Consider the following 23,208-nt stretch of genomic DNA (forward strand, 5'->3'; position numbering starts at 1 on the left):
ATCAGACCTCGCCGACCGGGAATGGGATGGTGCCCGGTACACGCGCCTTATTGAATTCACGCAGTCGGGCAAAAACATCTACGCCCAATTGCCGATACGCGTCCAGCAGATCGACCAACACCCAATTCTCGCGGATCAGCCCACCTTCCAGACGCCAGAAATCAAGTGACTTCAAAGTGATCCGTTTGCCCGAAGACGCAATCCCCATCCAGCCGTCATGGGTGACGGTCTGGATCATGTTCGGCCAGCCGGTCACAGCGGCGTAGTCGCCATCACCAAAAAAATGAAAGGTAATCTCGTCAGCGTGCTGGCCACGATCGGGCATTCCGTTGAGGAAGGGAATCTGGTGCCAGTTGCGGAATCCCGCGATACCGCGCGCTGTCCCGATCCCGGCGGGGCCGTACCAGTTCATGCGCGGATGCCAGAACCGCTCCATCTCCATCACTTCGGGCCCACCCTGGCTGGGGTGTTTCTCAAGATGTTTCAGCATGTCGACGATATGATTGCACGAGGCCAGAGATTTCACCTCATCCCACGGTCCGGATACAACGCCATCCAGAGACGCCGGGCCGGGGATGCAGAACTCCAGCCCCAAAGACGGGGCCATTGGCCAGGCATTCGCCTGCATCATGACTTCGGGAATATCCCAGAGTGTCTGGATCTCGACAACCTTGCCTTCTTCGAAACGGTAGAATTCGTGGAACCGCATATGGACCAAATGCCCGGTCGGCGGGATGTCCAGCCAGGGGGCGACAAAGGTGCCGAAGTAGTGGCCGCCGCAGCCGACCCAGTCGCTGCCCTGTTCTGTCCGACCACCCATGACGATCCAGTCGCGACGCTCAAGATCGGGTATGGATTTTAGTATCGGCGTATAACAGGTGTCATAGAGTTCCTGCGGGCCGGTCAGATCTCCGAATGGATACATCATGTGGATGGCAGCATCGGGCGCGATTACTGCCTCTAGCGCAGCTCGTGCCCCAGCTTCGTCGAATTTATACATAGCCTCGCGCAGGGGCGCGATCAGGGCCTTGTGGGTAGAGTGAGTATCCATTGCGAAATCTCGCATCGTGTTAACTTCTTATCCAAAAAATTCTGTAGCGCCACGGTCGATTCCGGGCGCAAGATTCGTCCCGCTTACGAGGACGCCTCGGCCGTCTCGCGATATGGTGCGCCTTCACCATAGGGCACGTTGATGCCCCCGTAACGCCGGAGGCGGATGTTGCATTGTTCGGCATGGCCGACAAAGCCTTCCAGCATGCACAGGCGCGAGCCGTATTCGCCGATCATCGCCGCGGCCTCATCAGTGACAACTTTCTGATAGCTGTGGGTTTTCATGAATTTGCCGACCCAGAGCCCGCCAGTATAGCGCCCGGCCTTCTTGGTCGGCAGTGTATGATTGGTTCCGATCACCTTGTCGCCGTTGGCCACGTTGGTGCGCGGCCCCAGGAACAGCGCGCCATAACAGGTCATGTTTTCCAGAAACCAGTCGTCGCGGTCGGTCATGACCTGAACGTGCTCGGAGGCAATGTCTTCGGCCATTTGCAGCATCTCGTCATAGTTGTCGCAGACGATGACCTCGCCATATTCTTCCCAGCTGACTTTGGCGGTACCTGCGGTGGGCAGGATTCCGAGGATACGGTCGATCTCGCTCAGTGTTTCTTGGGCCAGCTTGTGCGAGTTGGTGACGAGAATGCAGGGGCTGTTATAGCCATGCTCGGCCTGTCCCAGCAAATCGGTCGCACAAAGCTCGGCATCTGCAGCAGTTTCATCGGCGATGACCATCGTCTCGGTCGGACCCGCGAAAAGATCGATACCGACGCGGCCAAACAGCTGGCGCTTGGCTTCGGCCACAAAGGCGTTGCCGGGGCCAACCAGCATGTGAACCGGATCAATGGTCTCAGTCCCGATCGCCATGGCGCCGATGGCCTGGATCCCACCCATCACGTAGATCTCGTGGGCACCGCCCAGATGCATCGCTGCGATTACGGCCGCATTGGGTTTGCCCTGAAACGGCGGGGTACACGCTATGATGCGCGGAACACCCGCAACCTTTGCTGTTGCGACCGACATATGCGCCGATGCCACCATCGGGAACTTGCCGCCCGGCACGTAGCAGCCAACCGACTGCACAGGGATGTTCTTGTGACCCAAAATCACTCCTGGCAGAGTTTCAACCTCGATATCCAGCATCGAGTCGCGTTGTGCCTGCGCAAAGTTCGTCACCTGCTTCTGCGCGAATTTGATATCGGCCAGTTCGCGTTCAGTCAGCGAGTTGATCAATTCGTCGATCTGATCCTGGCTTAGACGGAAGCATTCCGGCGAGTAATTGTCGAACTTCTCTGACAGCTCACGCACAGCGGTATCGCCGCGGGTTTCGATATCCGCCAGCGTTGCCTCGACAACAGCTCGGGTTTTGGCATCGTCTTCTGCTCGGTCAGCTTCTGGTTTGCCGCGTTTCAGGTATTCAATAGCCATTGTCTCTATCCTCAGTTTTCGGGCCGGGGTGGAGTTTTTTCTCCCCGGTCAAATGCTTCCCAGCCTTCGCCATTGAACAGATCAACGCCAAGCTGCGCGGCGACATGGGCGAAATCGACGTTCACCCAGTTGTCAACGATCTTGCCGTCGACGACTTTCCAGAAATCCATATATCGGATCTCGACCCGCTTGCCGGTGGGCGCGATGCCCAAGAACTCGCCCGAATGAGTCGCCTCCTGTCGGCCAAAAGCGGCAGCCCACTCGCCCATGTAAAGTCGGGCCTCGTCGATGCAGGTCTTATCAGAAAATGCTGCCTGGAACGGGCGCTGCCAGTTGTTCTGAAACTCCTTGAGCCCAGTTTTGGTGCCGCAGCCCTGGTTGCCGATCCAGCGGAACCCTTCGGCGAAGAATTCGCCGATATCGTCGATGCGGTGATCATTCAAACCATCGACCATGCCCTCGATCACGGCGCGGGTTTCGGTTGTCTTGCTCATGTCCGTGTCTTTGGTCAGCACGGCCTGTTCGGGGCGGGAGCCCTTCATGTGTTTTTTCCTTTTATGGTTACCAAGGGGTTTTCTGTGTCGACTGGGAAGGTCAGCCTGCTGTCAGAAAATCCCTTGGCATCCGGTTGAGCGCCGGGTGGCGCGCAATGGCGTTATGTCTGGCAGAACAGCTCATTGGGTCTGTTCAGAAATTTCGGCAAAAAGGTCGTAACCCAGTTGCAACAGCAGATGTGGAATATCGAGCATGCACCAGTTCTCGATGATCTTGCCGTCTGCGCAGCGCCACCAGTCGCAGTCACGCATAAAAACACGCTTTCCCGTTGGCTCCAGGTCCAGGAAGGGTTTGACGTGGACGCCGGTGATCTGCGGCCAGCCGCACAGGAACGCATAGTCGCCATCCCCGGCCTTGCAATTCGAACCAACGCCGGTGACGCCTGCATCCGTGCCGTCGCCCCAGCCCTCGAACGTGTTTTCGAAAGGGGACTGGAAGCCGGCAAACGCATCCACTGTCGCATAAGAGCCTAGCCCGCCGGGACCGTACCACACCATTCGGTCATCCCAATAAGGTCGCCAGCTTTGGTCTTCGGTCGTCAGCTGTATTAGCATGTCCTCGACCAGATCTGCTGTGGCGCGTGACTGTGCTGGGTCTGATGGCCCAATGACGATGCCGTCATGAGTTGCCGGACCCGGCACGACACCTTCATAGCCCTGTAGGTTCAAAGGCCAGAGGCCGAGTGCGATGATCAGTTCTGCAAAGCCGAGGAAGACATAGGATTCGACGATCTTGCCATCTTCCATTCGGTGGAATTCACCAAACCGCAGAAATGCCAGTTTGCCACTGGGTGGAATACCACAAAGCGGTCGCGTGAAATGACCATGGAAATACCCGGTTGAGGTGACCCACTCGCTTCCCAGGTATTCGCCACCCGTGACCACATAGTTCCGACGGGTGAGCCCCTCGAACGCCTCTGATATCGCAAAGATGACAGAGCTGACGTAGCCGTTGCCATCGGGGGCTGCATTGATCGGATGGCTCGCTTCGGTAGTGGCCGTTGCGGCGAAAATCTCGCTGGCGGCCGTCTCCATGGTCTCGCCGAGGCCCTTATCAAAGCTTTCGAGAAACTGACGATAAAGCTGTTTGTTTTCAAACGTGGTTCCGGTAGCAATACCCATCGCTGGGCGATTTGCGCGATTGTTCATGGCGCTTTCCTTTTTAGAACGTGTTCCTATTCGCTGTGACGGTGTGCTGGCACGAGGACCTGCGCGCATCAAAGCAAATGGAATTCGTCCCGGCCGACGGGCCCCGCGCGCAGCCAAGTTCAGGCTGGCTGCGTGCGCGTGGGCAGATACGGACTGAGGATGAGTGCGCCCCATTTGTGTCAGCCTTTCACAGCCCCGGCGGTCAGGCCGCCCACGATCTGACGCTGGAAGAACATCACCAGGAGGAACAGTGGAACTGTGGCTGAAACCACCGCCGCAACAGCAAACATCACGTTGCCCTCAGTCTGTGTTGTACCGAGGAAGGCGGCGATGGCAGGCACCATTGTGCGGTTGCTTTCGGACAGCAGCATCGCGCCCACAGCAAAATCGTTATAGGCCAACAGGAAGGAGAACAGCCCGGTGGTAATGACACCCGGCCACATCACCGGAATGATCACGCGTCGGAAAGCCTGAAACTGGTTGCATCCGTCGACCTTAGCACTTTCATCCAACTCGCTTGGGATGTTCTTGAAGAAGGAATGCAGCATCCACAGGGTGAACGGCTGGTTGATTGCCACCAGCACGATAATGGTGGTCGGAAGAATCCCCCAAACATTCCATTCAAAGAAGGGCAGAAGATATCCTGAGACCAGAGTGATTGGCGGCATTGCACGGAAAATCAACGCCGTGATCAAAAGCCAAAATGTGTAGTTATAGGTTGACCGCGAAAGGGCGTAACCCCCTAACGTTCCGATGGTCAGCGAGATGGTAACTACAAAGAAACACACGATCCCAGTGTTCAGAACATTGCGCCAGAACTCTTCCTGAATCCATGCGCCCTCATATCCGGTGGTGGTGAACGGCGAGCCATAAACCGCTTCGGTTCGGGCGCCGGTCAGGGCGTTGGTCCAGTCAGCGATCGAGAAGAAATCCAGCTCGACCTTGAACGATCCCCAAACCGTCCAAAGGAACGGAAAGGCGGCCAGGATAAACCAAAGGAGCACAAACAGGGACGAGGCGATCCGAAGGCTTGTAGGCATTCTTTGTGCGCGGCTGGCCATATTATCTCGCTCCTTTGAAATCGCGCCAGGTGCGGACAAGCACGGGCGACAGAAGAATGGCGACCCCGATTATCGTCATCACAGAGGTAGCGGCAGCGGAAGACAGTTGCCGAGTCTCGCCACCGAGATCGTAAAAGATGAAGGTGCTGAGTGATTGCGCATGCGCTTGTGCGCTGAAGCCGATGATAGGTTCAAACACCTTGAAGTTATCCATCAACTGGATCAGCGCAACAAATGTGACCAGAGGCATGAGGTGGGGAACAACCACAAATTTGACCTGTTGCCAGCGCGTAGCCCCGTCGATCTGGGCAGCCTCGATCTGGTCTTGGGGCAAGGTTTGCAGACCAGCATAGAACACGACAAAGGCAAAAGGAGCGGCGTGCCAAACACCATAGACCATCAGTGCTACCCACATCAGCCCTGTTGAGGCTTTTAGGCTGAAATTCGGATCTCCGGCCAGATATACGAGGGCGTTTCCGATCACCCCGCGACTGTCAATCATCCAAAACAGGATGAGCGAGCCGATCAGCGGGGTCACAATCATGGGCAGAAGAGAGAAAAAGATCATCAGACCCTTGAGTTGCCGGTGCAAGGAGTTGACCGCCAACGCAATCAACAGCCCCAATACAATTGTGAGCGGTGTCACGACAGCTACGAAGGTCAGCGTAAACGCCATTGCCCGATAAAAGGGCAAATTCCCAAGCTCCGAGAAAAACTCGCCCCAATTGTCACTCGAGGCCCAGATTTGACCAAACTCCTGTGTCGCCAGATGGCCTCGATTAAAGTAAATGTCCAATCCCACAAACCGGCCCAGAGGTTGCTCGGCGCGAAGGGCCGCAGTGGCCGCTTGATCAACAGTGGTCTCGGTTGTGCATCCGATAAGCGGGGTGCAGTTCTCAACCTCCAACAGAACGGCCGGGTGCGGGGCGAAAATCGATTGGGTCACCACCGAGACAATAGGCATGGCGATGAACAACAACATCGCAAGACCTGTGGGCAAGAAGAACCAAAGGAATGTCTTATGGCGCACGTTGCAATCCTCTCATCGGTGTGTTTGTGCGGACGCCGTTCAAGAACGCCCGCACAAGGCACATCTTATTGAAGGTAACCTTGCTCGATGGCGGCAGCCCGATAAGCAGCCTCGACATCGGCCAATGCCTGCTCGGCTGATTCCTTACCTTGCATGAAGTCCGCAAGTTCGTTGCCGAGCGCCGTGTGCATCAAGCCCATGTAAGGCAACATCGGATAGGGCAGTGTACCCATCTTGGCTGCCGCAAACACACCTTGGGCATCTTTACCAGGCTGGTAACCTTCGATAAGCCAGACTGCCAGAGGCGTAGTTTCATCATTCAGCATGTCCGGGCGGATGCCGTGCTTCATAGCAATGAACGTGGCCTCAGCTTCTTCATCCGGAATGTTTTTTCCGACAGTCCAACCGTCCCACCACAGGGTCGTCGCTGGTGTGGTGCCGCCGCCAACCGTCAGCGGAGCGCCAATCGCATGGCCATCGATCACCTCCTGTAGCACACCTTCGGTAGTGGTTTGCTGCGATGCGCGCGAGCCCCACATATTCATGATCGCAACGTTGCCAGCGCGGTATTCGGCATTGGTGGCATTAGAGTCATGCGTCAGGAAGTCGGGATTCATGTATTCCGACAAAGCCTTCATCATGTTCAGGGCGTTGACACCGGCCTCAGAATTCACGTTGGGTTCCGCCGTACCGGGTTTAAAATGGCTGCCGCCATAGCCAAGGAACATATTGTTGAATTCCTGCGCCAGGTTCCAACCCGATGCATAGGCTCCACCAACCGGGTTTTGCATGATGCCCTGCGCACGAATGGCCTCGGCCACCTCGAGCATTTCCTCATAGGTGGTCGGCACTTCGACGCCAGCCTGTTCCAGAACATCCTTGCGATACATCAGATGCTGCGCGTTCGCCATAAAGGCGACGGCCATGATGTTGTCGCCAATCTTGATCAGCTGCCCAGGCTGCAGGTCCTGGCCATATTTTTCCACCAGATCATTGAGCGGACGAATAACGTCTTCGTTCATCAGTGCCACAACCGAACTATTGGCGATGATTGCGGTTGTGTATTCCGACGGATTGCCTGACAGGCCAGCCACGTTGATGGTCTGGTGCTCGGATGTCAGGTTGGATTCTACCGGCGCTCCGGTGCATTCCTTTGCTCCGGCTGCGACGGCCTGGATGGCCGCAAATTCATTACCGACTATGTTGACACGTGCGCCGATTTCGCAGGCATATCCTGCGCTTGCGGCAAAGGCGGCTACCGAGCCGGCCAATGCAATATTCTTCAGAAACATCAATATTCCTCCCTAGATGGATGGGTGCATCTTCGAAGTCTGCACCCTGGTTACCCCGTCCCAACGGGTGTCGTTTGCGGTTCTCAGCCTTCCAGGCGAGCCCCAGTTTGCGCATCAAACAGATGGCAGTGGTCGGTATGGATATGAATCGAGACCTGATCGTCGATTTCGGCCCGATAGGTTTTGTCGGCCTTGACCGAGACCAGCGCACCACCGATCCGAACCGAGACCATGGTGCTGTCGCCCAACAGCTCTTGTGTATAGATCGGTGCATTGATCTCGCCGCCGCTTTCCACAACATTGGCGTCCTCGGCGCGAAACCCCAGCGTGATAGGACCGTCGGGCGCGTTCAACCCGTGTACCTCAGTGCTTTTGGCGCGAAACACGCCACCCTGAACCTCGCCATCGACAAGGTTCATTGCCGGGTTGCCGATAAAGCTGGCGACAAAGGTGTTGGCGGGGGTGTCATATATATCGACCGGAGTACCGACCTGTTGCACGACACCCTGTTTCATGATCACCACCCGATCAGCCAGTGTCATAGCCTCGATCTGGTCGTGGGTGACATAGATCGTGGTGACCGCCAATTCGTGGCTGAGGTTCTTGATCTGTGCGCGGGTGGAAACGCGCAGTTTTGCGTCAAGGTTGGATAGTGGCTCGTCCATAAGGAACACGTTCGGCTCGCGCACTATGGCACGAGCCAAGGCAACCCTCTGACGCTGACCACCAGACAATTCCGCTGGCTTGCGGTGCAGGAAGTCATCCAACTCAACCATGGCCGAAGCGCGCCGCACTTTTTCGTCATGGGTAGCAGGGTCAATACCGCGAACTTTCAGCGGGAAGCGAATGTTCTCATATACATTCATATTCGGATAGAGCGCGTATGACTGGAACACCATCGCAACATCGCGGTCTTTGGGCTCCATGTCATTTACTCGGGCACCATCGATCAGGATATCGCCCTCAGATGCGTCCTCGAGGCCAGCAATCATGCGCATTGTCGTGGTCTTTCCGCAACCTGACGGCCCAAGAAGTACCAGAAATTCCTTGTCGGCTATTGTCAGGTCGAAATTGTCAACTCCGACAAACGATCCCCAACGCTTTCCAACATTGCGAAGTTGAATTTCGGCCATTCTGTCCTCCCTGTTGCACTCGTAGTGCATACGCTTGCAAAACCATAGACAACAAAAGAAACATCTGGCAAGCTTTTTTTGCATGCGTGTGCAAAAGCCGACTTCATCTTCCTCGCAATTCGCCCCTTGGCAGCGACTAAAGAACTGAAAGAAAATAATAATGTCCTATGAAATCCAAAAATCGATCATCTTGGATTACTACACGGCGCTCAGCAGCGTAAAAGAATCGGATATCGCCAACACGTTGTCTGAGTTCTGCACAGAAGACTACCTGTGGCGCGGTTTCCACCCGTTTGATGAGCTTCGGGGCACCCATGACGTAGCACAGGCATTCTGGCGTCCCCTGAAGCAAAGTCTAAGGAAAATGCAGCGCCGGATGGACGTGTTCATGGCCGGAAAAAACGAGATGGACGGATTCACCTCGGTCTGGGTTGTTTCAATGGGGCATCTGATGGGCCTGTTCGACAATGCGTGGCTGGGCATCGCCCCCACGGTCAAGATGGCGTTTTTGCGCTATTGTGAGTTCAACAAGATCGAGAATGGCAAGATCGCCGAAACGGCGATGTATTTCGACATCCCGCATTTCATGATGCAGGTCGGGTTGCAGCCCTTCCCGCCTCAAACTGCAGCCCATCTGGTTCAACCCGGACCGATGACGCATGACGGGTTGATGTTCAGCCCGCAGCCTGCCGAAGAAGGCGAGAAAACTCTCGACACGATCAATGCCATGATTTCCGATCTCGGCCAATGGAACAGCGGCTTGAGCCTTGAGGAAGAATTGCGCCAGACATGGAGCGAAGACATGATTTGGTGGGGGCCCGCCGGGATCGGTGCGACCTATACGATTGAGCGTTATGCAAAGCAGCACTCAGGCCCGTTCCGCGCATCCTTAACGGACCGCTCGAAGACCAAGCACATTTGCCGCTTGGCTGAGGGTCACTATGGCGGCTTTTTCGGCTGGCCGAATTTCACGGCGCGGCCCACCGGCGGGTTCATGGGTATGCCCGCCACAGGCAAGGCCGGTGAATTCCGTGTGATCGACATCTATCGTCGCGCGGGTGACAAGCTGGCCGAGAACTGGGTTTTCATTGACCTGCTGCACTTCTGGAAACAACAGGGTGTCGATATTTTGGGGCGCATGTCGAAAGTACCGCGAACATGACCGGCTGGATCGATGCCCATCACCACCTTTGGGACCTTGAAGCTGTAAACTACCCCTGGCTGATGGCGCGCGGGGTGGAAAGGTTCTTTGGCGACCCGACGCCGATTCAACGGAATTATCTACTGCGCGAGTTCCGGTCCGAAGCCGCGCCCTGCGGAGTCGGTGCCTCGATCCATATCCAGGTGGGGGCCAAAAACGGTCTGGACGAAGCCCGGTGGGTTCAAGCTGTCGCCGAAACCAATCCAGACTGGCCAATGGCGCAGGTTGTGTTCTGTGACCTGACCTCGGCTGACCTACACGCCCAGCTTGATACGTTTCAGGCCCTTCCAACTGTACGCGGTGTGCGCCAGATCGTCGGGCGCGCACCCGGAGAGGACGCGCAGACGGGAACCAATTTCCTGTTGGACGATCCGCGGTTTCTGGACGGACTGAATGAGGCTGGACGGCGTGACCTCAGCTTTGATCTGCAGCTCATTCCTGATTTGATCGGAAAAACCACCCGAGTTCTCGCGCAAGCCTCGAATACACGAGTCGCTCTATGCCATGCCGGATCACCATATGACCGCACTCCGGCGGGCCTGAAAAGCTGGGCTCAAAGATTGCGCGCTCTGTCCGATCTGCCGCACGTCTCATGCAAGCTCTCAGGTCTGGGCATGTTCGATCACAACTGGGCGCCTGAGAGTATTCGCCCGATCGTGGAGATTTGCCTTGAACAATTCGGACCAAAGAGGGTCATGTTTGGCTCGAATTTCCCGGTCGACAAACTCTATGGCAATTACACATCGCTGGTACAGGCTTACCGTGATCTGGTTCCGGCTGAGGCCCAATCGGCTGTGTTCAGAGAAACCGCCGCACACTTCTATGATCTCAAGATGCCCTGAGAATGCTATTCATCCTTGAAACAATAAGGTTCTGTCGCAGATTTCTTTGAGAACTGCACAGACGGAGCTGGAGAGGCGATTTTCCCGCCAGTTGTTAGGCCGGTAATCGGCTCTCAGGAGTCATCTCGACTTCCGCCCATCTGACAGCGATGACTTTGACGTTCCGGCACTCAAACGCAACGGGGACAGTCGTTCCGGGGAACCCGTAGGAATGGGGAAGCCTTCCAAAAGATAATGGAGCTCGTTTCGGACCCATGAGGTGTTGGTATTCAAGGCTTGAATTGACAGAATCTTCAACATTGATCCTGTGCAGATGGGTTCGTCACAGATTAATTGGGTTTGCCCGCGAGGGTCCCAAGGCAAAAAACCCGGAAGAGAGCGTGATACGGAGGTAAAGCAGTGACCCAACAGAACTGGAGCCAGGCAATTCTCGACCGGCTCAAGTCCGAAGGAAGTCGTCTGGCCATACCAGACGGATACCAACTGTTTGCACCGGGCGCTTACGGTGAGGTGTTTTTGATCATTCGTTCGGGCATCGTCCGAGTGGAACAAACCAGCCCGTCAGGGCGGACCGTTGTTCTTTATCGGGTTGGCCCGTACGACAGTTGCGTTATGACGACCTCGTGCATGTTGTCGGACATCCCCTATTCAGGGTTCGGTTATGCCGAGGGGCCGGTGACGGCGCTGGCCATCGGGCGGGACAAGTTCAACACGTTGCTGGCCACAGATGCAGAATTTCGAGGTGCGGTCTTCATGGCGTTTTCACAACGCATTGTTGAACTGTCCGAGGTTATCGATGATCTTCTACTTAACCGGATGGACCTGAAATTGGCGCAGTGGCTTTTGGATCAAGGCGCACATTCGGGCGATATCCGCACCACGCACCAGCGCATTGCGGCCGAACTGGGCAGCGCACGCGAAGTCATGTCCCGTATCCTCAAGGATTTTGAACATCGGGGATGGGTCAGGCTTGAGCGAGGTGTGATTTATCTGCAGGATCGCCCAGCCCTGCACCACCATGCCAGAACGGGAGTTGTGTGACCTCGTCACATAACACGGTTTGGAAAACAGCGAATCTTGGACCAGATAATCAAGGAGATTCGACCATGCAATTCACGTCTAATGTTGGTTCTGTCGACCGGGTTCTGCGCCTGATCCTCGGTGGCGTGCTGATCCTTCTGGCACTGACCGGCACCATCGGCCCCTGGGGTTGGCTTGGAGCTGTGTTTGTGCTGACGGCCTTCATGAAATTCTGCCCGATTTATGCGCTTCTGGGTCTGTGCACCAACAAGCAAGCCAAGCCGTAACACGTCCTACCCTTGCCTCGCGCAACACTGGGATTCGTCTGGGTTCCGGCGTTGTGCGGCGGGCGCGGCGTTCCTCGGGGCATCCACTGTTGTCCATCCCCCAGCTGACAACCGGCACCAAATTCGAAAGGTGTCAGCATTCGGGCCAGCATGTCGCCTTCTACCCCTAGCACCAGACCGCTACGCAGTTGCACAACCCGGATGCCCATACCCACGATTGGCGCAGCGGCGCGCTCCCATGTGTCGCACACCTCATGGATGAAGACGGGGTGGTAGGTGTCGTCTTCGGTGAGGATCTCGTCTTGCCGCGGCCCATACCAGCCCACGGCGGAACCGGTGATTAGGCAAGATGGTTTTTGATCCAGCCTGCGGATCAGTGCGACGAAATCTTTCGTCATCACGACCCGAGACTGCAGGATGCGCGCGTTTCCGACGCGTCCAATGCGCGTTTGCCACCAGCTCACCTGCCAGATTGACGATGGCGTCAAAGCGCTCTGTGTTGTCAATTTGCTCGAGTGAGGTGATCAGGCGTACCGGATGGGGCAATGCGTCGGCCTTTTGCAGGTTGCGGGTCAGGACGGTGACGTGGTGGCCACCAGCAAATCGCGCGCGCTGAACAGCGCCACACCAAACGCGGCAAGGGTAGCCATGATGCTCCAACTGCCGTGATGGACAGCCATTCGCCGTCCAATTCGCCCTTCGTGCCGATGAAAACGATCTGGCTTCCAGGCGCTCGCACCGTCGAACAGATCGAAGGACTTGTGGAAGCTCTCTCGCACGGTGCGTTGCCGGAACCTGTCATGCGGCAGATCGAAGCCCTGATTGCACGTGAACCGGAAGACACGCCGGACAGGGCACGTTGAAAGAAACCCATTGCGGGCAGTTGGCGAACGCCTGATTTGTTTGCAACTGGCCTTTTTGCCTGAGCGCTACCATCTGGCAGTAGGGCATGCGGCGACCAATCTAATGGAAGTTGAGAGTCCTATTTATCCTATGCTGCACTGTCGTCGAAAGCCGATTGCTGAGAAGCTCTATAAAAGACGCTTGACCTGAAGTAGCTTCAGGACTGTAGGAGCCTGGGCGAAAGGGTCTGATAGTATGATGATTTCAGAAGTTGCCGGACTCACCGGGCTCAGCATCTCGACAATTCGCTTCCATGAGAAATCGGGGCTATGCCCTTCATCCAACGCGGCTCGGATGGCAAACGCAGGTTCAAGAAGACAGATGTCGATTGGTTGGAGTTATTGGCGTCACTTCGCTCGACAGGAGTGCCTTTGACGGAAATGCGATCTTTTGCAGAGCTCTACGCATCTGGCGACGGCAAGGTCCCTGAGCGCAAAGCTGTCCTGTTGGCGCATAGGCGGCGACTTGACGACCATCTCGCCATGGCTCTGCTTGATTCCGGGTGTCTGTCTCATCTCCACTCCTTGGTGGTTACGATGTGCCAGAAACCCTCTCTTATCAAATCAACCTAAACTGTCCCATTAGCGCTAACGTCAGACAATACAGATCACACCCCAGATGCCAAAGCCCCACCCCGAGGGTTGATCCGGCCAGAAGTCCATGGTGACAGGAAACTGTTCGGGTCGGTAGCCTGCGAATTCACTTGTCATCAACGGAGACGGCGCAAACACAACAGACGCCAGTGCAACTGTCATCGCAAGAATGGGTAGATATTGTTCATCAGGGCAGGTCCTTCTGTTCGGGTCCCATCCCGGTTCAGCGTCGTGCTTCGTGGTCCGGGCGCATGGTCGCGATCAACTCGGCCACCTTGATGCCGAATTTGCGCATCTCGGACTTGTTCATGATGACTCCGTTTTCAGTTAGGTAAAGCCAGTCGGTTGATGTCAGCGTGTGACCGCCCGCGTCTTCCGGCAGAATGATCTGGTACTCCATCTTGATTGTTGACCCAGAAACGACGCCACGTGCCTCGCCGACGATGTCGTCGGCGGTGGCGGTGAACGTGTTGCCGTCGCTGAGCTTCAGGAACCATTTGCGACTTTGCTTTTTGCCGTTTGAATAGGTGAACTCTTCGCTCAGCGTACCAGTGTCGCCGTCCCATTCACCGACCATTCTGGCAACGAAGCTGTTCGTCATCTTTCCGGTTGGGCCATAAATCAGACCTTCGGAGAGGATTTCACCGCTCAGGTGGGTTTTGAGCGAAAAGGCAGGGCTTGTATCGGCATAGTCTGACGGGGTTTGTGCGCGAAAACTGAGAAACATGGACTTTGCCGCCATGACCAGAGCGGCAAGAATGAGCAGGGCAGTAAGGAGTTTCATTGGGTTGGGTTCTCCGTAGGAAGCGCCAGGACAAGCGCCAAGGCGCCAAGTTTCAGGATGCAGGGAAGGACGGCATAAGAGATGTTCAATGTATTCAGGGCCTCAGTGCTGTTTGACGCGCCGGGTCTAAAGCCACTGCTTTCCAGCACGGGCAGAACAGCGAAAGCGGCCACAGCAAGGCCAAGTTTGCCCGCAAAGGACCAGATGCCAAAAGCTAACGATGCCTTTAGACCCGCCCGGGTCAGCGCCACCGAAAACATAGCCGGAAGGATAACCATATCGGCCCCCAGGGCGGCGCCGGATGCCAGGCAGATCACGGCAAAGCCAACCTGACTGCCGGGTGCTAGGAACGCGGCCCCGACAAAGCCGAGGATTGCCAAGGGCATGGCGACCAACAGCGTGGCTTTCGAGCCCATTCTTTGGCTCAGACGGGCCCATAGCGGCACGCTGAAACCTGCGCTGAGAAAGAACAGGATCAACAAGGGGCCGGCTTTGCCCGGCAGTTGTAAGCGGTCTTCCACGAAAAAAAGAAACAATGTCGAGGTAATGGCAACAGGTAGGCTGTTGACCAGTGCCAACACGAGAAGTCTCAGAGCGCCAGTTTGGCGTAGCCCACCAAGGGACATACGGTCGCCTTCGATGGGTTCGCGACGCCAGATCGGCAGGGTGATCACGGCAACGACAAGGGCCAGCGCTCCAAGAAACAGGCCAAACGCTTCGTATCCCTGACCGGTGGCCCCAAGGGTGACAAGGAAAGCCGGTGCAATGGCAGCAATCACCACGCCAGCCAGCATGCCACCCTCACGAAACGCCGCCAGCGTCATCAGAGAGCGTGGCGTCGGTTTGGCTGCCAAAGTGGCGCTGCGTCCATAGAGCAGGATCATGCCAAGGCTGTAGGCCGAGAAGAGCAGAACAAGGACTGCCACCAGACGTGGCATCGCGTTTGGCCCCGGTTGAGCGGTGAATAGCAATGGAAAGCCGATGGCCAGCCCAAGCGCCGCGGCGCTGGCAAACAGGATTTGTGCCCGTGGCCAGCGGTCGATTGCCCAGCCAATCAGTGGGTCCTGAACAAGATCGACCAGCCGGATGACCAACAGGATCGTGCCAATTGCCCCCAGCCCGATGCCAAGCTCGACCGAAGCAAACCTCGGCAAGTGGATGTAAAGCGGAATGCCAGCCGCGGCCAGCATCAGCGCATAGAGGCTGACACGCGGGTAAAGCATCACTCGCCCTTCAGTTTCCGGGTGAAGGATTCCGAACGTGTGTTTTCGCCAAGAAAGATCGACATGAACCTGTTCTTGATCCTAGGATGGCTTAGCGTGCAAACCCGTTTTCCATTGTGCCAGAACCCGATTTGGTTTGGCCCCTTGGAGATGGCGACATAGCGGTCACCCTTGCGTACATCGTTGAAACACATTTCCAACTGGCCGCGCGCCGGCAGGGTGGCCCCGGTACGGCTCAGTTCGCGCATGGTGGCTTCGACCAGATCAAGTTCTGTCAGGTTGCGGAGGTATTTCAGCTCGAGCCCGAAATCCTTGCTCCAGTCCAGAGGTGCTCCGGACTTGGTGAAGAGCTGAGCTTCGTAGAGCGGGAGGCCTATATAACGAAAAGTTGCCGTGCCGCGCGTTTCGGCATCGGGCAGCACAGATTTGATTGCGGACGCCTGCGTACCCGTGGGCGACGCGAGCAAGGCAAAAGCAAAGACAAAACTACGCATGGGCCATCTCCACTTGAACGACATTGGTATGCCCCACGGCAAAGGACGCGGCACAGATCTCGAGATAGTACTGCCAGTTGCGGAAGAAGCTCTCGCCATATCCCAGTTCCGAAACGCGACGCTTTTGCGCGGTAAGGTTATTGGCCCAGTTCCGACAGGTTCGGGCATAATCCTGCCCGAAAGCAAAGCTGTCGCAAGCTGTGAATCCAGCGTTACTGGCTTGGGCCTCGATAACACGGTCCGACAGCAGCATGCCGCCAGGGAAAACGTATTGGCGGATGTAATCGGACGAGGACTTGTATGTGTCAAAAAAGCTGTCTTTGACGGTGATCGCTTGCAACAACACGCGCCCACCCTCGGCCAAGCTGCGCTTGAGCGTTGCAAAGTAGCTGGGCCAGTAGCGCTCGCCCTCGGGGGTGCGCAGGATCAGCTGCCCGTCATGCAGTCGCTCGCAGGTCGATAGAAAATTCGATTTCAGAGCCTTGTTGATTAAGCGCATTTTCCATTCCTGTGATTAGGTGACGTTCATTCAGGGCGCGCACGACGCGCATTGCACTGGCGATACCGTCCTCGTGAAACCCGTGCCGGTTCCATGCTCCGGCAAACCATGTCCGGTTGCGTCCCTGCATTTCCCGAATGTCGCGCTGTGCCTTGAGCGCTGCCTTGTCAAACATCGGGTGGGCGAAGTTCGCTACGTCATAAACTTTGTCCTGAGGGATCTCGGTCGACGGGTTCAGGGTGACGAACAGGGGATCGGATTCAGGGATATTCTGCAGCCTGTTCATCCAATAAGTGAGGCCGATGTCGCCATCCTGCGACCGGTACGCCCAGCTCGACCAGCAGGCGCGCCGCCGGGGCATCTGATTTTCATCACAATGCAGAACAGCCATATTGGGTTGATAACGGATGTTGCCAAGAGCGGCGGCTTCGGCGTGTGTCGCGTCTTGCCCCAAGATCTGGAGGGCCTGGTCCGAATGGCAAGCCATGATGATCTCGTCAAAAGAAGCCGATAGGCCCTTGTCAGCAAAGATGCGCACTTCATGCGCGTCGCGCTGGACATGCCGAACCGGTGCATCGGTGCGAATGACGCAGCCGCGAGCCAGAAGCGCGGATTCCAGCCGGCGGACATATTCGATGCTGCCACCTTTCACCGTCCACCACTGATGTTCGCCAGAGCCGGCTAAAAGTGCGTGGTTGCGGAAAAATTGTACCAGCGATTTCGCCGGGAATTGGTCTATATCTTCAACCGGGGTTGACCAGATCGCTCCGCACATCGGCATCAGGTAGTTGTTGCGGAACCAATTGCCGAGGCCCAGCTCCTCGACCAGTTCACCAATGGTCTTGTTGTCATCCGTAGCGGCAGCCTCGGCACGCTTTCCAAAGCGAATGATGTCCGCAATCATCTTGTAAAACTGCGGTCGCAGCAGGTTGCGTTTTTGCGCAGTGATCGATCCCACGTTGTTCAGACCGTATTCCAGCCAGCCATCATTGATGCTGGCGCCGAAACTCATCACGCTCTTGATCACCGGAACGTCGAGATCACGGAACAGCCGCGTCAGGTAGGGATAGGTTACGTAGTTGAACACGATGAAACCGGTGTCGACCGGTTGGTCGCCGTTCTTGCCCGCCATCACGGTTCGGGCATGCCCGCCTAGACGCGGGGATGCTTCAAACAGGGTGACGTCATGGTAGGGCGCCAGATAATAGGCGGACGAGAGGCCCGATATACCACCGCCGACAATTGCGATTTTCTTTCTTGGGCCGTGAATCTGATCGAACATGCCGTCCTCATCTTTACAACGTTATGAGGCTGTTACGCGGCGCCGGTCAAATTGGATCAGAAAAGCACGAGAATAGTTTTCAACGCGTTCTGATCCATGAGCCGCGCGGCCGCGTATAGAACACATGATGCTGGAACATATTCAGGCCCAAACCCTGCATGCCCGACGCGGAAAGCTGAAGAACACCTTCAGCTACGGCGTCGATTTTGTGTTGACCGATCTTGGTGTTAAGGCGCCTTGGCTGTTGTCGCGAAACCGGTTCAATCTATGGTCGCTGTGGGATCGTCAGCATGGCGGAACACGGGGTGACGGGCGCGGGTTGGCGTGGTTCAAGCAGGTTCTGCAAGAGCGTGGGTTTCGAACCAAGGACGCACAACTTTTGCTTCTGACCCAGCCAAGCTTCCTTTGGTTTCATTTCAACCCGGTCAGCTTTTGGATTGCGCTGGTTGATGGCACCCCGAGGGCCTTTGTTGCCGAGGTTAACAGCACCTTCGGCCAGCGACATTGCTATTTTTGCGCACACGAAGGATTTCGCCCGATCGCACGTAGTGACACTCTGGTTGCCGAGAAACTCATGCACGTGTCTCCGTTTCAGAGAATTGCAGGTCACTACCGGTTCAATTTCGGCTTCAGTGACACACGGATCGACATTCGCATTTCCTTTGAAAATGAAGACCAGGGCGTTCTGGCTACGCTATCCGGAGAGCGGCGTGCGGCAACAAACAGGTCGCTCCTTTGGGCCGCCGTCCGCCGACCCTTGGGTGCGGTGCGGGTTTTGGCGCTGATACATTGGCAGGCGGCGATCCTGTATCTGAAACGCGCGCCGTTTCTTCGGAAACGCCCTGCGCCCGCGGCTCTTATAAGCGAAAGCCAGCCGTTAGGTGACGTCGGCAAATGACCGATTTCCTAAACAAGACATATTGGCTCATCGGAGCTAGCGAAGGATTGGGGCGAGCCCTGGCGAAGCGACTGGACGCAGAAGGTGCGCACCTGATCTTGTCGGCGCGTAATCGCGAGCGACTTAATACCCTGAATGCCGAGTTGACCAGTGCAACCGTGCTTGCGCTGGACGTGACCGATGGCGACTCCGTGCGTCGCGCGGCGCAGGCGGCGGGTGATGTGGACGGTGTGATTTATAATGTCGGCGCCTACGAACCCATGGGCACAACAGAGTGGGACAGCGAAACCGCGTTGACCATGGTGGATGTCAATTTCACCGGGGCGATGCGTGTCCTGGGCGAAGTGGTGCCAAGGATGGTTGCGCAGGATCGGGGCGACATTACCCTGATCGGATCGCTGGCGGGGTATCGCGGTCTTCCCGCCGCGATCGGATATGGCGCCAGCAAGGCTGCATTGGTCAGCCTTGCCGAAACCATGCGATTTGATCTTAGAAACAGTGGAGTTTTGGTGCGACTGGTCAATCCCGGTTTCATCAAGACCCGCCTGACCCTGAAAAACAAATTCCGCATGCCCATGTTGATGACGCCCGAAGATGCCGCGACCCGTGTGTTGAAGGCCATGACAAGGCGCCGTTTCCGCACGGATTTCCCGGCGCCGTTTTCCTGGGTGATCCGCGCGCTCGCAATTCTGCCGGACTGGCTGGTTTATCGCGGGAAGTAACGCCGTTTCCAACTTGTTCCGAAACGATGGGGCTGCCGAGTTTTCAGCAGCCCCAGATTGTTGGCGGTGCCCTGCCACGACGAACAGGTTATTGTCCTTAGTTACGGGCTGGTCGCGTGCCGGGAAGCGACCGTGTTGCACGGATCGCTCGGATTCCTTCGGCGGCACGTTTTCAGAAAGGCCCGGCCAGAATGCCCTTTTAGTTCAACGATCCTGTTCGGACGGAGTTTGTGACACGTGTAGACGCCCAAAACGCAAGAGGTAATTTGATCGGTCTTTAGCATCGGTTCGGGTACTGACATGTGTTCGGCCTGTTACGCGGCCTTTGCACATGCCGCTGGCCCCTATGGTGTTAGCGGATCCGGTCCAATTCAAAACCACGTGCTCGAAGCACTCTGTCGCAAGCTGGTTTTCCCGACCCGGTCTCACGATCCTTATGCCATACCGTCCATTGTCCTCTTCCGTTTCCGCCGCCTCGCAGCCGCAGACGCTTTACGCGTTGGCGGCCGGAGCCCGGTAGACTTCCCCTGTGCTCATCAAGGCCCAAACGATCCTCGCCATCTTGTTCGCAAGGGCCACCCGAACCAGCAGTGGCGGCTTGCGTTCGATCATGCGGGCAAGCCAGGGATCCGTTCCCATTCTGGTTCGAGCACGCCACATGACAACGCTGTTAGCGCCGATGATTAATAATCGCCTGAGCGAACGTTCTCCCATTTTTGTTGTCGTCCCGAGGCGCTGTTTTCCCCCTGTTGAATGCTGTCTTGGAACCAGCCCGAGCCAGGCGGCGAAATCCCGACCACGGCGGAACGTTTCCGGCGGCGGGGCCAAGGCAACCAGCGCAGTTGCGATGAGCGGGCCAATTCCAGGCACCGTCATCAAGCGGCGTGCCATCTCGTTTGACCGCGCGCGGCGGGCAATCTCGGCATCCAGTTCTTTGATCTGACCGTCCAGTTGGCCCAGCATGCTGATCAGCCTTTCAAGGCACTCCCGGGCCACATTCGGGATCGCGCTATCACCAGCATCCACCAAAGCAATCAGCTTGCGAATGTTGCAGGCACCCTGCAGGGCCACCTGACCGAGCTCTCCAAGGTGACCTCGCACAGCATTGATCAATTGCGTGCGCTGCCGAACCAACAGCTAGCGAGCCCGAAGAACCATCGCGGACGCCTGGGTCTCTTCACTCTTCACGGCAACAAAGCGCATCGTTGGTCGGCTTGCAGCTTCACAGATCGCTTCCGCATCGGCCGTATCGTTCTTTTGACATTTGACGAATGGATTCACGTAGGCCGGATGGATCAGCTTGACTTCGTGACTCAAGCGACTGATCTTGCGCGCCCAATAATGCGCACTGGCACAGGCCTCCATTACAACCACGCAACGCGGCAGCTTTGCGAAGAACTCAAGGACCTGACCCCTGAGCAATTTCTTCCGAAGAACAGGATAACCTGATCCATCCGCTCCGTGCACCTGGAAAACGTTCTTCGCCAAATCCAGGCCAATCATGCTAATCTCTCCCATAGACGCCTCCATTCAGGTTGTTTGCAAACCCACAATTGCACATCGAGGCCAGCGGGGGCGTCTACACCTTCAGAACCAATTACATGCGTCCGGTGAGTATCTTAGCCAGATCAGGTTCAACCTTTTGGGTTTTTTTCAGATCCAGGCTGTTTTTAACGTGAAGAAGGTGGTGTTGGATGCTGTCTACCGCAGATTGCGGGTCACCACTCGCGATCGCATTGATGATCGACGCGTGCTCATCATCGGGGCAAGATGAGTCCTTGTTGGTTCCAAACAGCGCCACGATCAGAGAAGACCGGGTCACCAGTTCCCTGACGACGCGAGTGAGAACTGCGTTGTTGTGGCATTTAGCTAACTCGACATGAAATTCACCAGAGAGCCTGATAATTTCTGTTTGGTCGTTCCTTGCCCTAGCCTCATCTTCCTTTTTGATATGAAGCCGCAACGCTTTGACCCCCGCGTTGCTAATTTCTCGCGTCAAATCCCGAACGATACCGGTTTCGATCATCAAGCGGGCCTCAAACACGTCTCGGGCTTCTTCGGGGCTTGGGCAAGCAATGAATGCACCGCGGTTGGAATGAAGTTCAACAATGCCTTGGCTACTTAACAACAACAATGCGCGGCGGACGCGCATGCGACCAACGCCAAAGGTCTCACATAAGGTTTGTTCACTCAATTTGGTTCGTGGAGCCAGCTTTTGTTTCATTACGGCGGAATAAATTCGATCAACGATCAATTGCTCATCCGGATCAGATTGGACGGTGTCGAGTATTTGTTGTGCGTCTGTCATCTGGTTTCAATTCGACTGGAATTCTTGTGCGTTTTTCTTAGACGCACGGCTTCTGACTGACAATATATTGAGTATTTGTTCACAATATCAACACTGCCATTCATTAAAAAATTTTGACATAGATTGTTAACAATGTTGAGTTTGGCAGCATCACCGGGATTCGACCTGTGACTCAATGACCTTTGCAAGCGCCCGAAAGAGGCGCCCGAACCTCAATAGGGAGGAAAAAATGAAACGCAGAAATCTGATGAAATCATCGGCGGCCCTGGCGCTGGCCATATCCGTTCTGGGCTCCACCGCCTGGGCGGAAAACCCGGTTCTCAAGATTGGCTTTGTTGGTGTGACTTCAGGTCCGGCAGCGGCCTGGGGCATCTCGAACCAGCGCTCGATGGAAGCACGCGCTGACTGGATCAATGAATCCGGCGGCTACAAGATCGGTGATACCACTTACGATATCGAAATCGTCTCGTTCGATGACCAGAAAGACCCCAAGCGCGCAATCGCGGGCATGGAGAAGATGGCACAGGAAGGCATCCACTATGTGGTTGGTCCGAATGTGGATGACGGCGCTGCCGCCGTGCGCCCTGTGGCCGAGGCTCAAGGGATCATGTATTTCCCATATGCCTTTCCGAAAGAGCTTTATACAGCGCCCGCGTCAAACGCGGTTCTGGGCATGGTCGCGAACTATCAGTCCGACCCGGCGATTTACGAATACCTGCGCGACGAAAAAGGCGTGAAGACCGTGGCCTTTGTTGCGGCAAACGAGTCCGACCCGCTAAGCCAGCGCGACGGCGGTATCGCGGCAGCAAATGCGCTGGGTCTGGAAGTTGTTTCTGACAACGTAACCTATCAGGTGGACACGACTGATTTTACCCCGGTTCTGACGCCTGTAATGCGCACGCAGCCTGATCTTCTGGTTCTGTCCGGCGTCTCCCCGGCCAATGCACCTCAGTTGATCCGGTCTGCGCGCGAACTGGGGTATCAGGGCATCATCTCGACCGAGACTGCGCAGGATGCGACGGTTCTGCGCGAAGGTGCGGGCGATCTGGCCAACGGGTTCATCTCGGTCGGCGGTGCATCTACACCTGAAATCGCATCGGACGACATGAAGGAATTCGTCAAGCGTTACACCGATATGTTCGGCGAATATAACGATGAATCGAATACCAAGGTCTATGCGCTGGAGTATATTCTGGCGACTTTGAACGCCAACCCGGCGGGTATTGACGACGTCAAGGCGTTTCAGACCACGATGGACACGTTCGAAGCACCGAACCCCTTCATGAAGGGTGACGCCGTGATGCGCTATGTCGGAACAACCTCCTTCGGACAAAAACGTCAGATTGCGGTCCCGCTGGTAGTGAATGTCTACCAAGACGGAGAGTTTGAAACACTCTTTGTCGCTGAAGTAGACTGAGGCGGAACTCCCCAAGACAAGGCGAAAGCCTAACGAGCCAC

At 56.2% G+C, this 23,208-nt stretch carries 22 protein-coding genes and 2 pseudogenes; 9 read left to right on the forward strand and 15 right to left on the reverse strand.

Going from position 1 to position 23,208, the window contains the following annotated elements:
* Nucleotide 1: 1 nt before the first annotated feature.
* The 8 genes from ACR0AM_RS15205 to ACR0AM_RS15240 form a co-directional block, all read right to left on the reverse strand.
* Complete coding sequence (locus ACR0AM_RS15205) at nt 2–1,051, reverse strand: ester cyclase (RefSeq protein ID WP_480623361.1); 1,050 nt, start codon at nt 1,049–1,051, stop codon at nt 2–4.
* An 83-nt stretch (nt 1,052–1,134) separates the two neighbouring features.
* The gene (hisD, locus tag ACR0AM_RS15210; protein WP_480623362.1) at nt 1,135–2,475 is read right to left on the reverse strand and encodes a histidinol dehydrogenase; all 1,341 of its coding nucleotides are present in this window, start codon (nt 2,473–2,475) and stop codon (nt 1,135–1,137) included.
* 11 nt (nt 2,476–2,486) lie between these two features.
* Nucleotides 2,487–3,017: an ester cyclase gene (locus tag ACR0AM_RS15215; RefSeq protein ID WP_480623363.1), complete on the reverse strand. Its 531-nt coding sequence runs from the start codon at nt 3,015–3,017 to the stop codon at nt 2,487–2,489.
* 132 nt (nt 3,018–3,149) lie between these two features.
* Nucleotides 3,150–4,178, reverse strand: a complete 1,029-nt coding sequence (locus ACR0AM_RS15220) for an ester cyclase (protein ID WP_480623364.1) — start codon at nt 4,176–4,178, stop codon at nt 3,150–3,152.
* Between the two features lie 179 nt (nt 4,179–4,357).
* Nucleotides 4,358–5,239, reverse strand: coding sequence for a carbohydrate ABC transporter permease (locus ACR0AM_RS15225; RefSeq protein ID WP_480477928.1), 882 nt, complete (start codon nt 5,237–5,239; stop codon nt 4,358–4,360).
* A gap of 1 nt (nt 5,240) precedes the next feature.
* Nucleotides 5,241–6,269, reverse strand: a complete 1,029-nt coding sequence (locus ACR0AM_RS15230) for a carbohydrate ABC transporter permease (protein ID WP_480520775.1) — start codon at nt 6,267–6,269, stop codon at nt 5,241–5,243.
* Nucleotides 6,270–6,334: 65 nt separating this feature from the next.
* On the reverse strand, nt 6,335–7,561 hold the full coding sequence (locus ACR0AM_RS15235; protein WP_480520773.1) for an ABC transporter substrate-binding protein: 1,227 nt from the start codon (nt 7,559–7,561) through the stop codon (nt 6,335–6,337).
* Between the two features lie 83 nt (nt 7,562–7,644).
* Nucleotides 7,645–8,694: an ABC transporter ATP-binding protein gene (locus tag ACR0AM_RS15240; RefSeq protein WP_480484721.1), complete on the reverse strand. Its 1,050-nt coding sequence runs from the start codon at nt 8,692–8,694 to the stop codon at nt 7,645–7,647.
* 160 nt (nt 8,695–8,854) lie between these two features.
* Here ACR0AM_RS15240 and ACR0AM_RS15245 point away from each other — a divergent pair, with 160 nt between their 5' ends.
* The 6 genes from ACR0AM_RS15245 (at nt 8,855) to ACR0AM_RS15270 (ending at nt 13,322) form a co-directional block, all read left to right on the forward strand.
* A complete protein-coding gene (locus ACR0AM_RS15245; protein ID WP_480623365.1) occupies nt 8,855–9,856 on the forward strand; it encodes a nuclear transport factor 2 family protein in 1,002 nt (333 codons plus the stop codon).
* A complete protein-coding gene (locus tag ACR0AM_RS15250; RefSeq protein ID WP_480623366.1) occupies nt 9,853–10,737 on the forward strand; it encodes an amidohydrolase family protein in 885 nt (294 codons plus the stop codon). The genes ACR0AM_RS15245 and ACR0AM_RS15250 overlap by 4 nt, the downstream gene beginning before the upstream one ends.
* A 399-nt stretch (nt 10,738–11,136) precedes the next feature.
* Entirely contained in the window at nt 11,137–11,778 is a 642-nt protein-coding gene (locus ACR0AM_RS15255; RefSeq protein WP_480520767.1) for a Crp/Fnr family transcriptional regulator, read from the forward strand.
* Between the two features lie 65 nt (nt 11,779–11,843).
* Nucleotides 11,844–12,044 carry a YgaP family membrane protein gene (locus ACR0AM_RS15260; RefSeq protein ID WP_480520765.1) on the forward strand — a complete coding sequence of 67 codons (201 nt, stop codon included), beginning with the start codon at nt 11,844–11,846 and terminating at the stop codon, nt 12,042–12,044.
* Nucleotides 12,045–12,712: 668 nt separating this feature from the next.
* On the forward strand, nt 12,713–12,907 hold the full coding sequence (locus ACR0AM_RS15265) for a hypothetical protein (protein WP_480623367.1): 195 nt from the start codon (nt 12,713–12,715) through the stop codon (nt 12,905–12,907).
* A 238-nt stretch (nt 12,908–13,145) separates the two neighbouring features.
* Nucleotides 13,146–13,322, forward strand: coding sequence for a MerR family transcriptional regulator (locus ACR0AM_RS15270; protein WP_480555809.1), 177 nt, complete (start codon nt 13,146–13,148; stop codon nt 13,320–13,322).
* A 441-nt stretch (nt 13,323–13,763) separates the two neighbouring features.
* Here ACR0AM_RS15270 and ACR0AM_RS15275 read toward each other — a convergent pair whose 3' ends face one another.
* From ACR0AM_RS15275 to ACR0AM_RS15295, 5 genes and pseudogenes are all read right to left on the reverse strand, one after another.
* Entirely contained in the window at nt 13,764–14,324 is a 561-nt protein-coding gene (locus ACR0AM_RS15275; RefSeq protein WP_480623368.1) for a DUF3833 domain-containing protein, read from the reverse strand.
* Nucleotides 14,321–15,547, reverse strand: a complete 1,227-nt coding sequence (locus tag ACR0AM_RS15280; RefSeq protein ID WP_480623369.1) for an MFS transporter — start codon at nt 15,545–15,547, stop codon at nt 14,321–14,323. The genes ACR0AM_RS15275 and ACR0AM_RS15280 overlap by 4 nt, the downstream gene beginning before the upstream one ends.
* Nucleotides 15,547–16,041, reverse strand: coding sequence for a hypothetical protein (locus ACR0AM_RS15285; RefSeq protein WP_480520759.1), 495 nt, complete (start codon nt 16,039–16,041; stop codon nt 15,547–15,549). Before ACR0AM_RS15285 ends, ACR0AM_RS15280 begins: the two co-directional genes overlap by 1 nt.
* Nucleotides 16,034–16,450: pseudogene (locus ACR0AM_RS15290) on the reverse strand (class I SAM-dependent methyltransferase); the annotation flags it as partial. The pseudogene ACR0AM_RS15290 and the gene ACR0AM_RS15285, both read right to left, overlap by 8 nt.
* A gap of 28 nt (nt 16,451–16,478) precedes the next feature.
* Entirely contained in the window at nt 16,479–17,822 is a 1,344-nt protein-coding gene (locus tag ACR0AM_RS15295) for an NAD(P)/FAD-dependent oxidoreductase (RefSeq protein ID WP_480623370.1), read from the reverse strand.
* 127 nt (nt 17,823–17,949) lie between these two features.
* Between ACR0AM_RS15295 and ACR0AM_RS15300 the strand changes: the two genes are divergently transcribed.
* Both ACR0AM_RS15300 and ACR0AM_RS15305 read left to right on the forward strand, forming a co-directional pair.
* Nucleotides 17,950–18,720, forward strand: coding sequence for a DUF1365 domain-containing protein (locus ACR0AM_RS15300; RefSeq protein ID WP_480520755.1), 771 nt, complete (start codon nt 17,950–17,952; stop codon nt 18,718–18,720).
* Nucleotides 18,717–19,442: an SDR family NAD(P)-dependent oxidoreductase gene (locus tag ACR0AM_RS15305; RefSeq protein WP_480623371.1), complete on the forward strand. Its 726-nt coding sequence runs from the start codon at nt 18,717–18,719 to the stop codon at nt 19,440–19,442. Before ACR0AM_RS15300 ends, ACR0AM_RS15305 begins: the two co-directional genes overlap by 4 nt.
* Nucleotides 19,443–19,934: 492 nt before the next feature.
* Here ACR0AM_RS15305 and ACR0AM_RS15310 read toward each other — a convergent pair.
* Both ACR0AM_RS15310 and ACR0AM_RS15315 read right to left on the reverse strand, forming a co-directional pair.
* Nucleotides 19,935–20,960 (reverse strand): annotated as a pseudogene (locus ACR0AM_RS15310) (IS110 family RNA-guided transposase).
* 79 nt (nt 20,961–21,039) lie between these two features.
* A complete protein-coding gene (locus tag ACR0AM_RS15315; protein WP_480623372.1) occupies nt 21,040–21,750 on the reverse strand; it encodes a GntR family transcriptional regulator in 711 nt (236 codons plus the stop codon).
* 229 nt (nt 21,751–21,979) lie between these two features.
* Between ACR0AM_RS15315 and ACR0AM_RS15320 the strand changes: the two genes are divergently transcribed.
* A complete protein-coding gene (locus ACR0AM_RS15320) occupies nt 21,980–23,167 on the forward strand; it encodes an ABC transporter substrate-binding protein (RefSeq protein ID WP_480623373.1) in 1,188 nt (395 codons plus the stop codon).
* The last annotated feature ends 41 nt before the right edge of the window (nt 23,168–23,208 follow it).

This window comes from Ruegeria sp. AD9 (assembly GCF_056542305.1).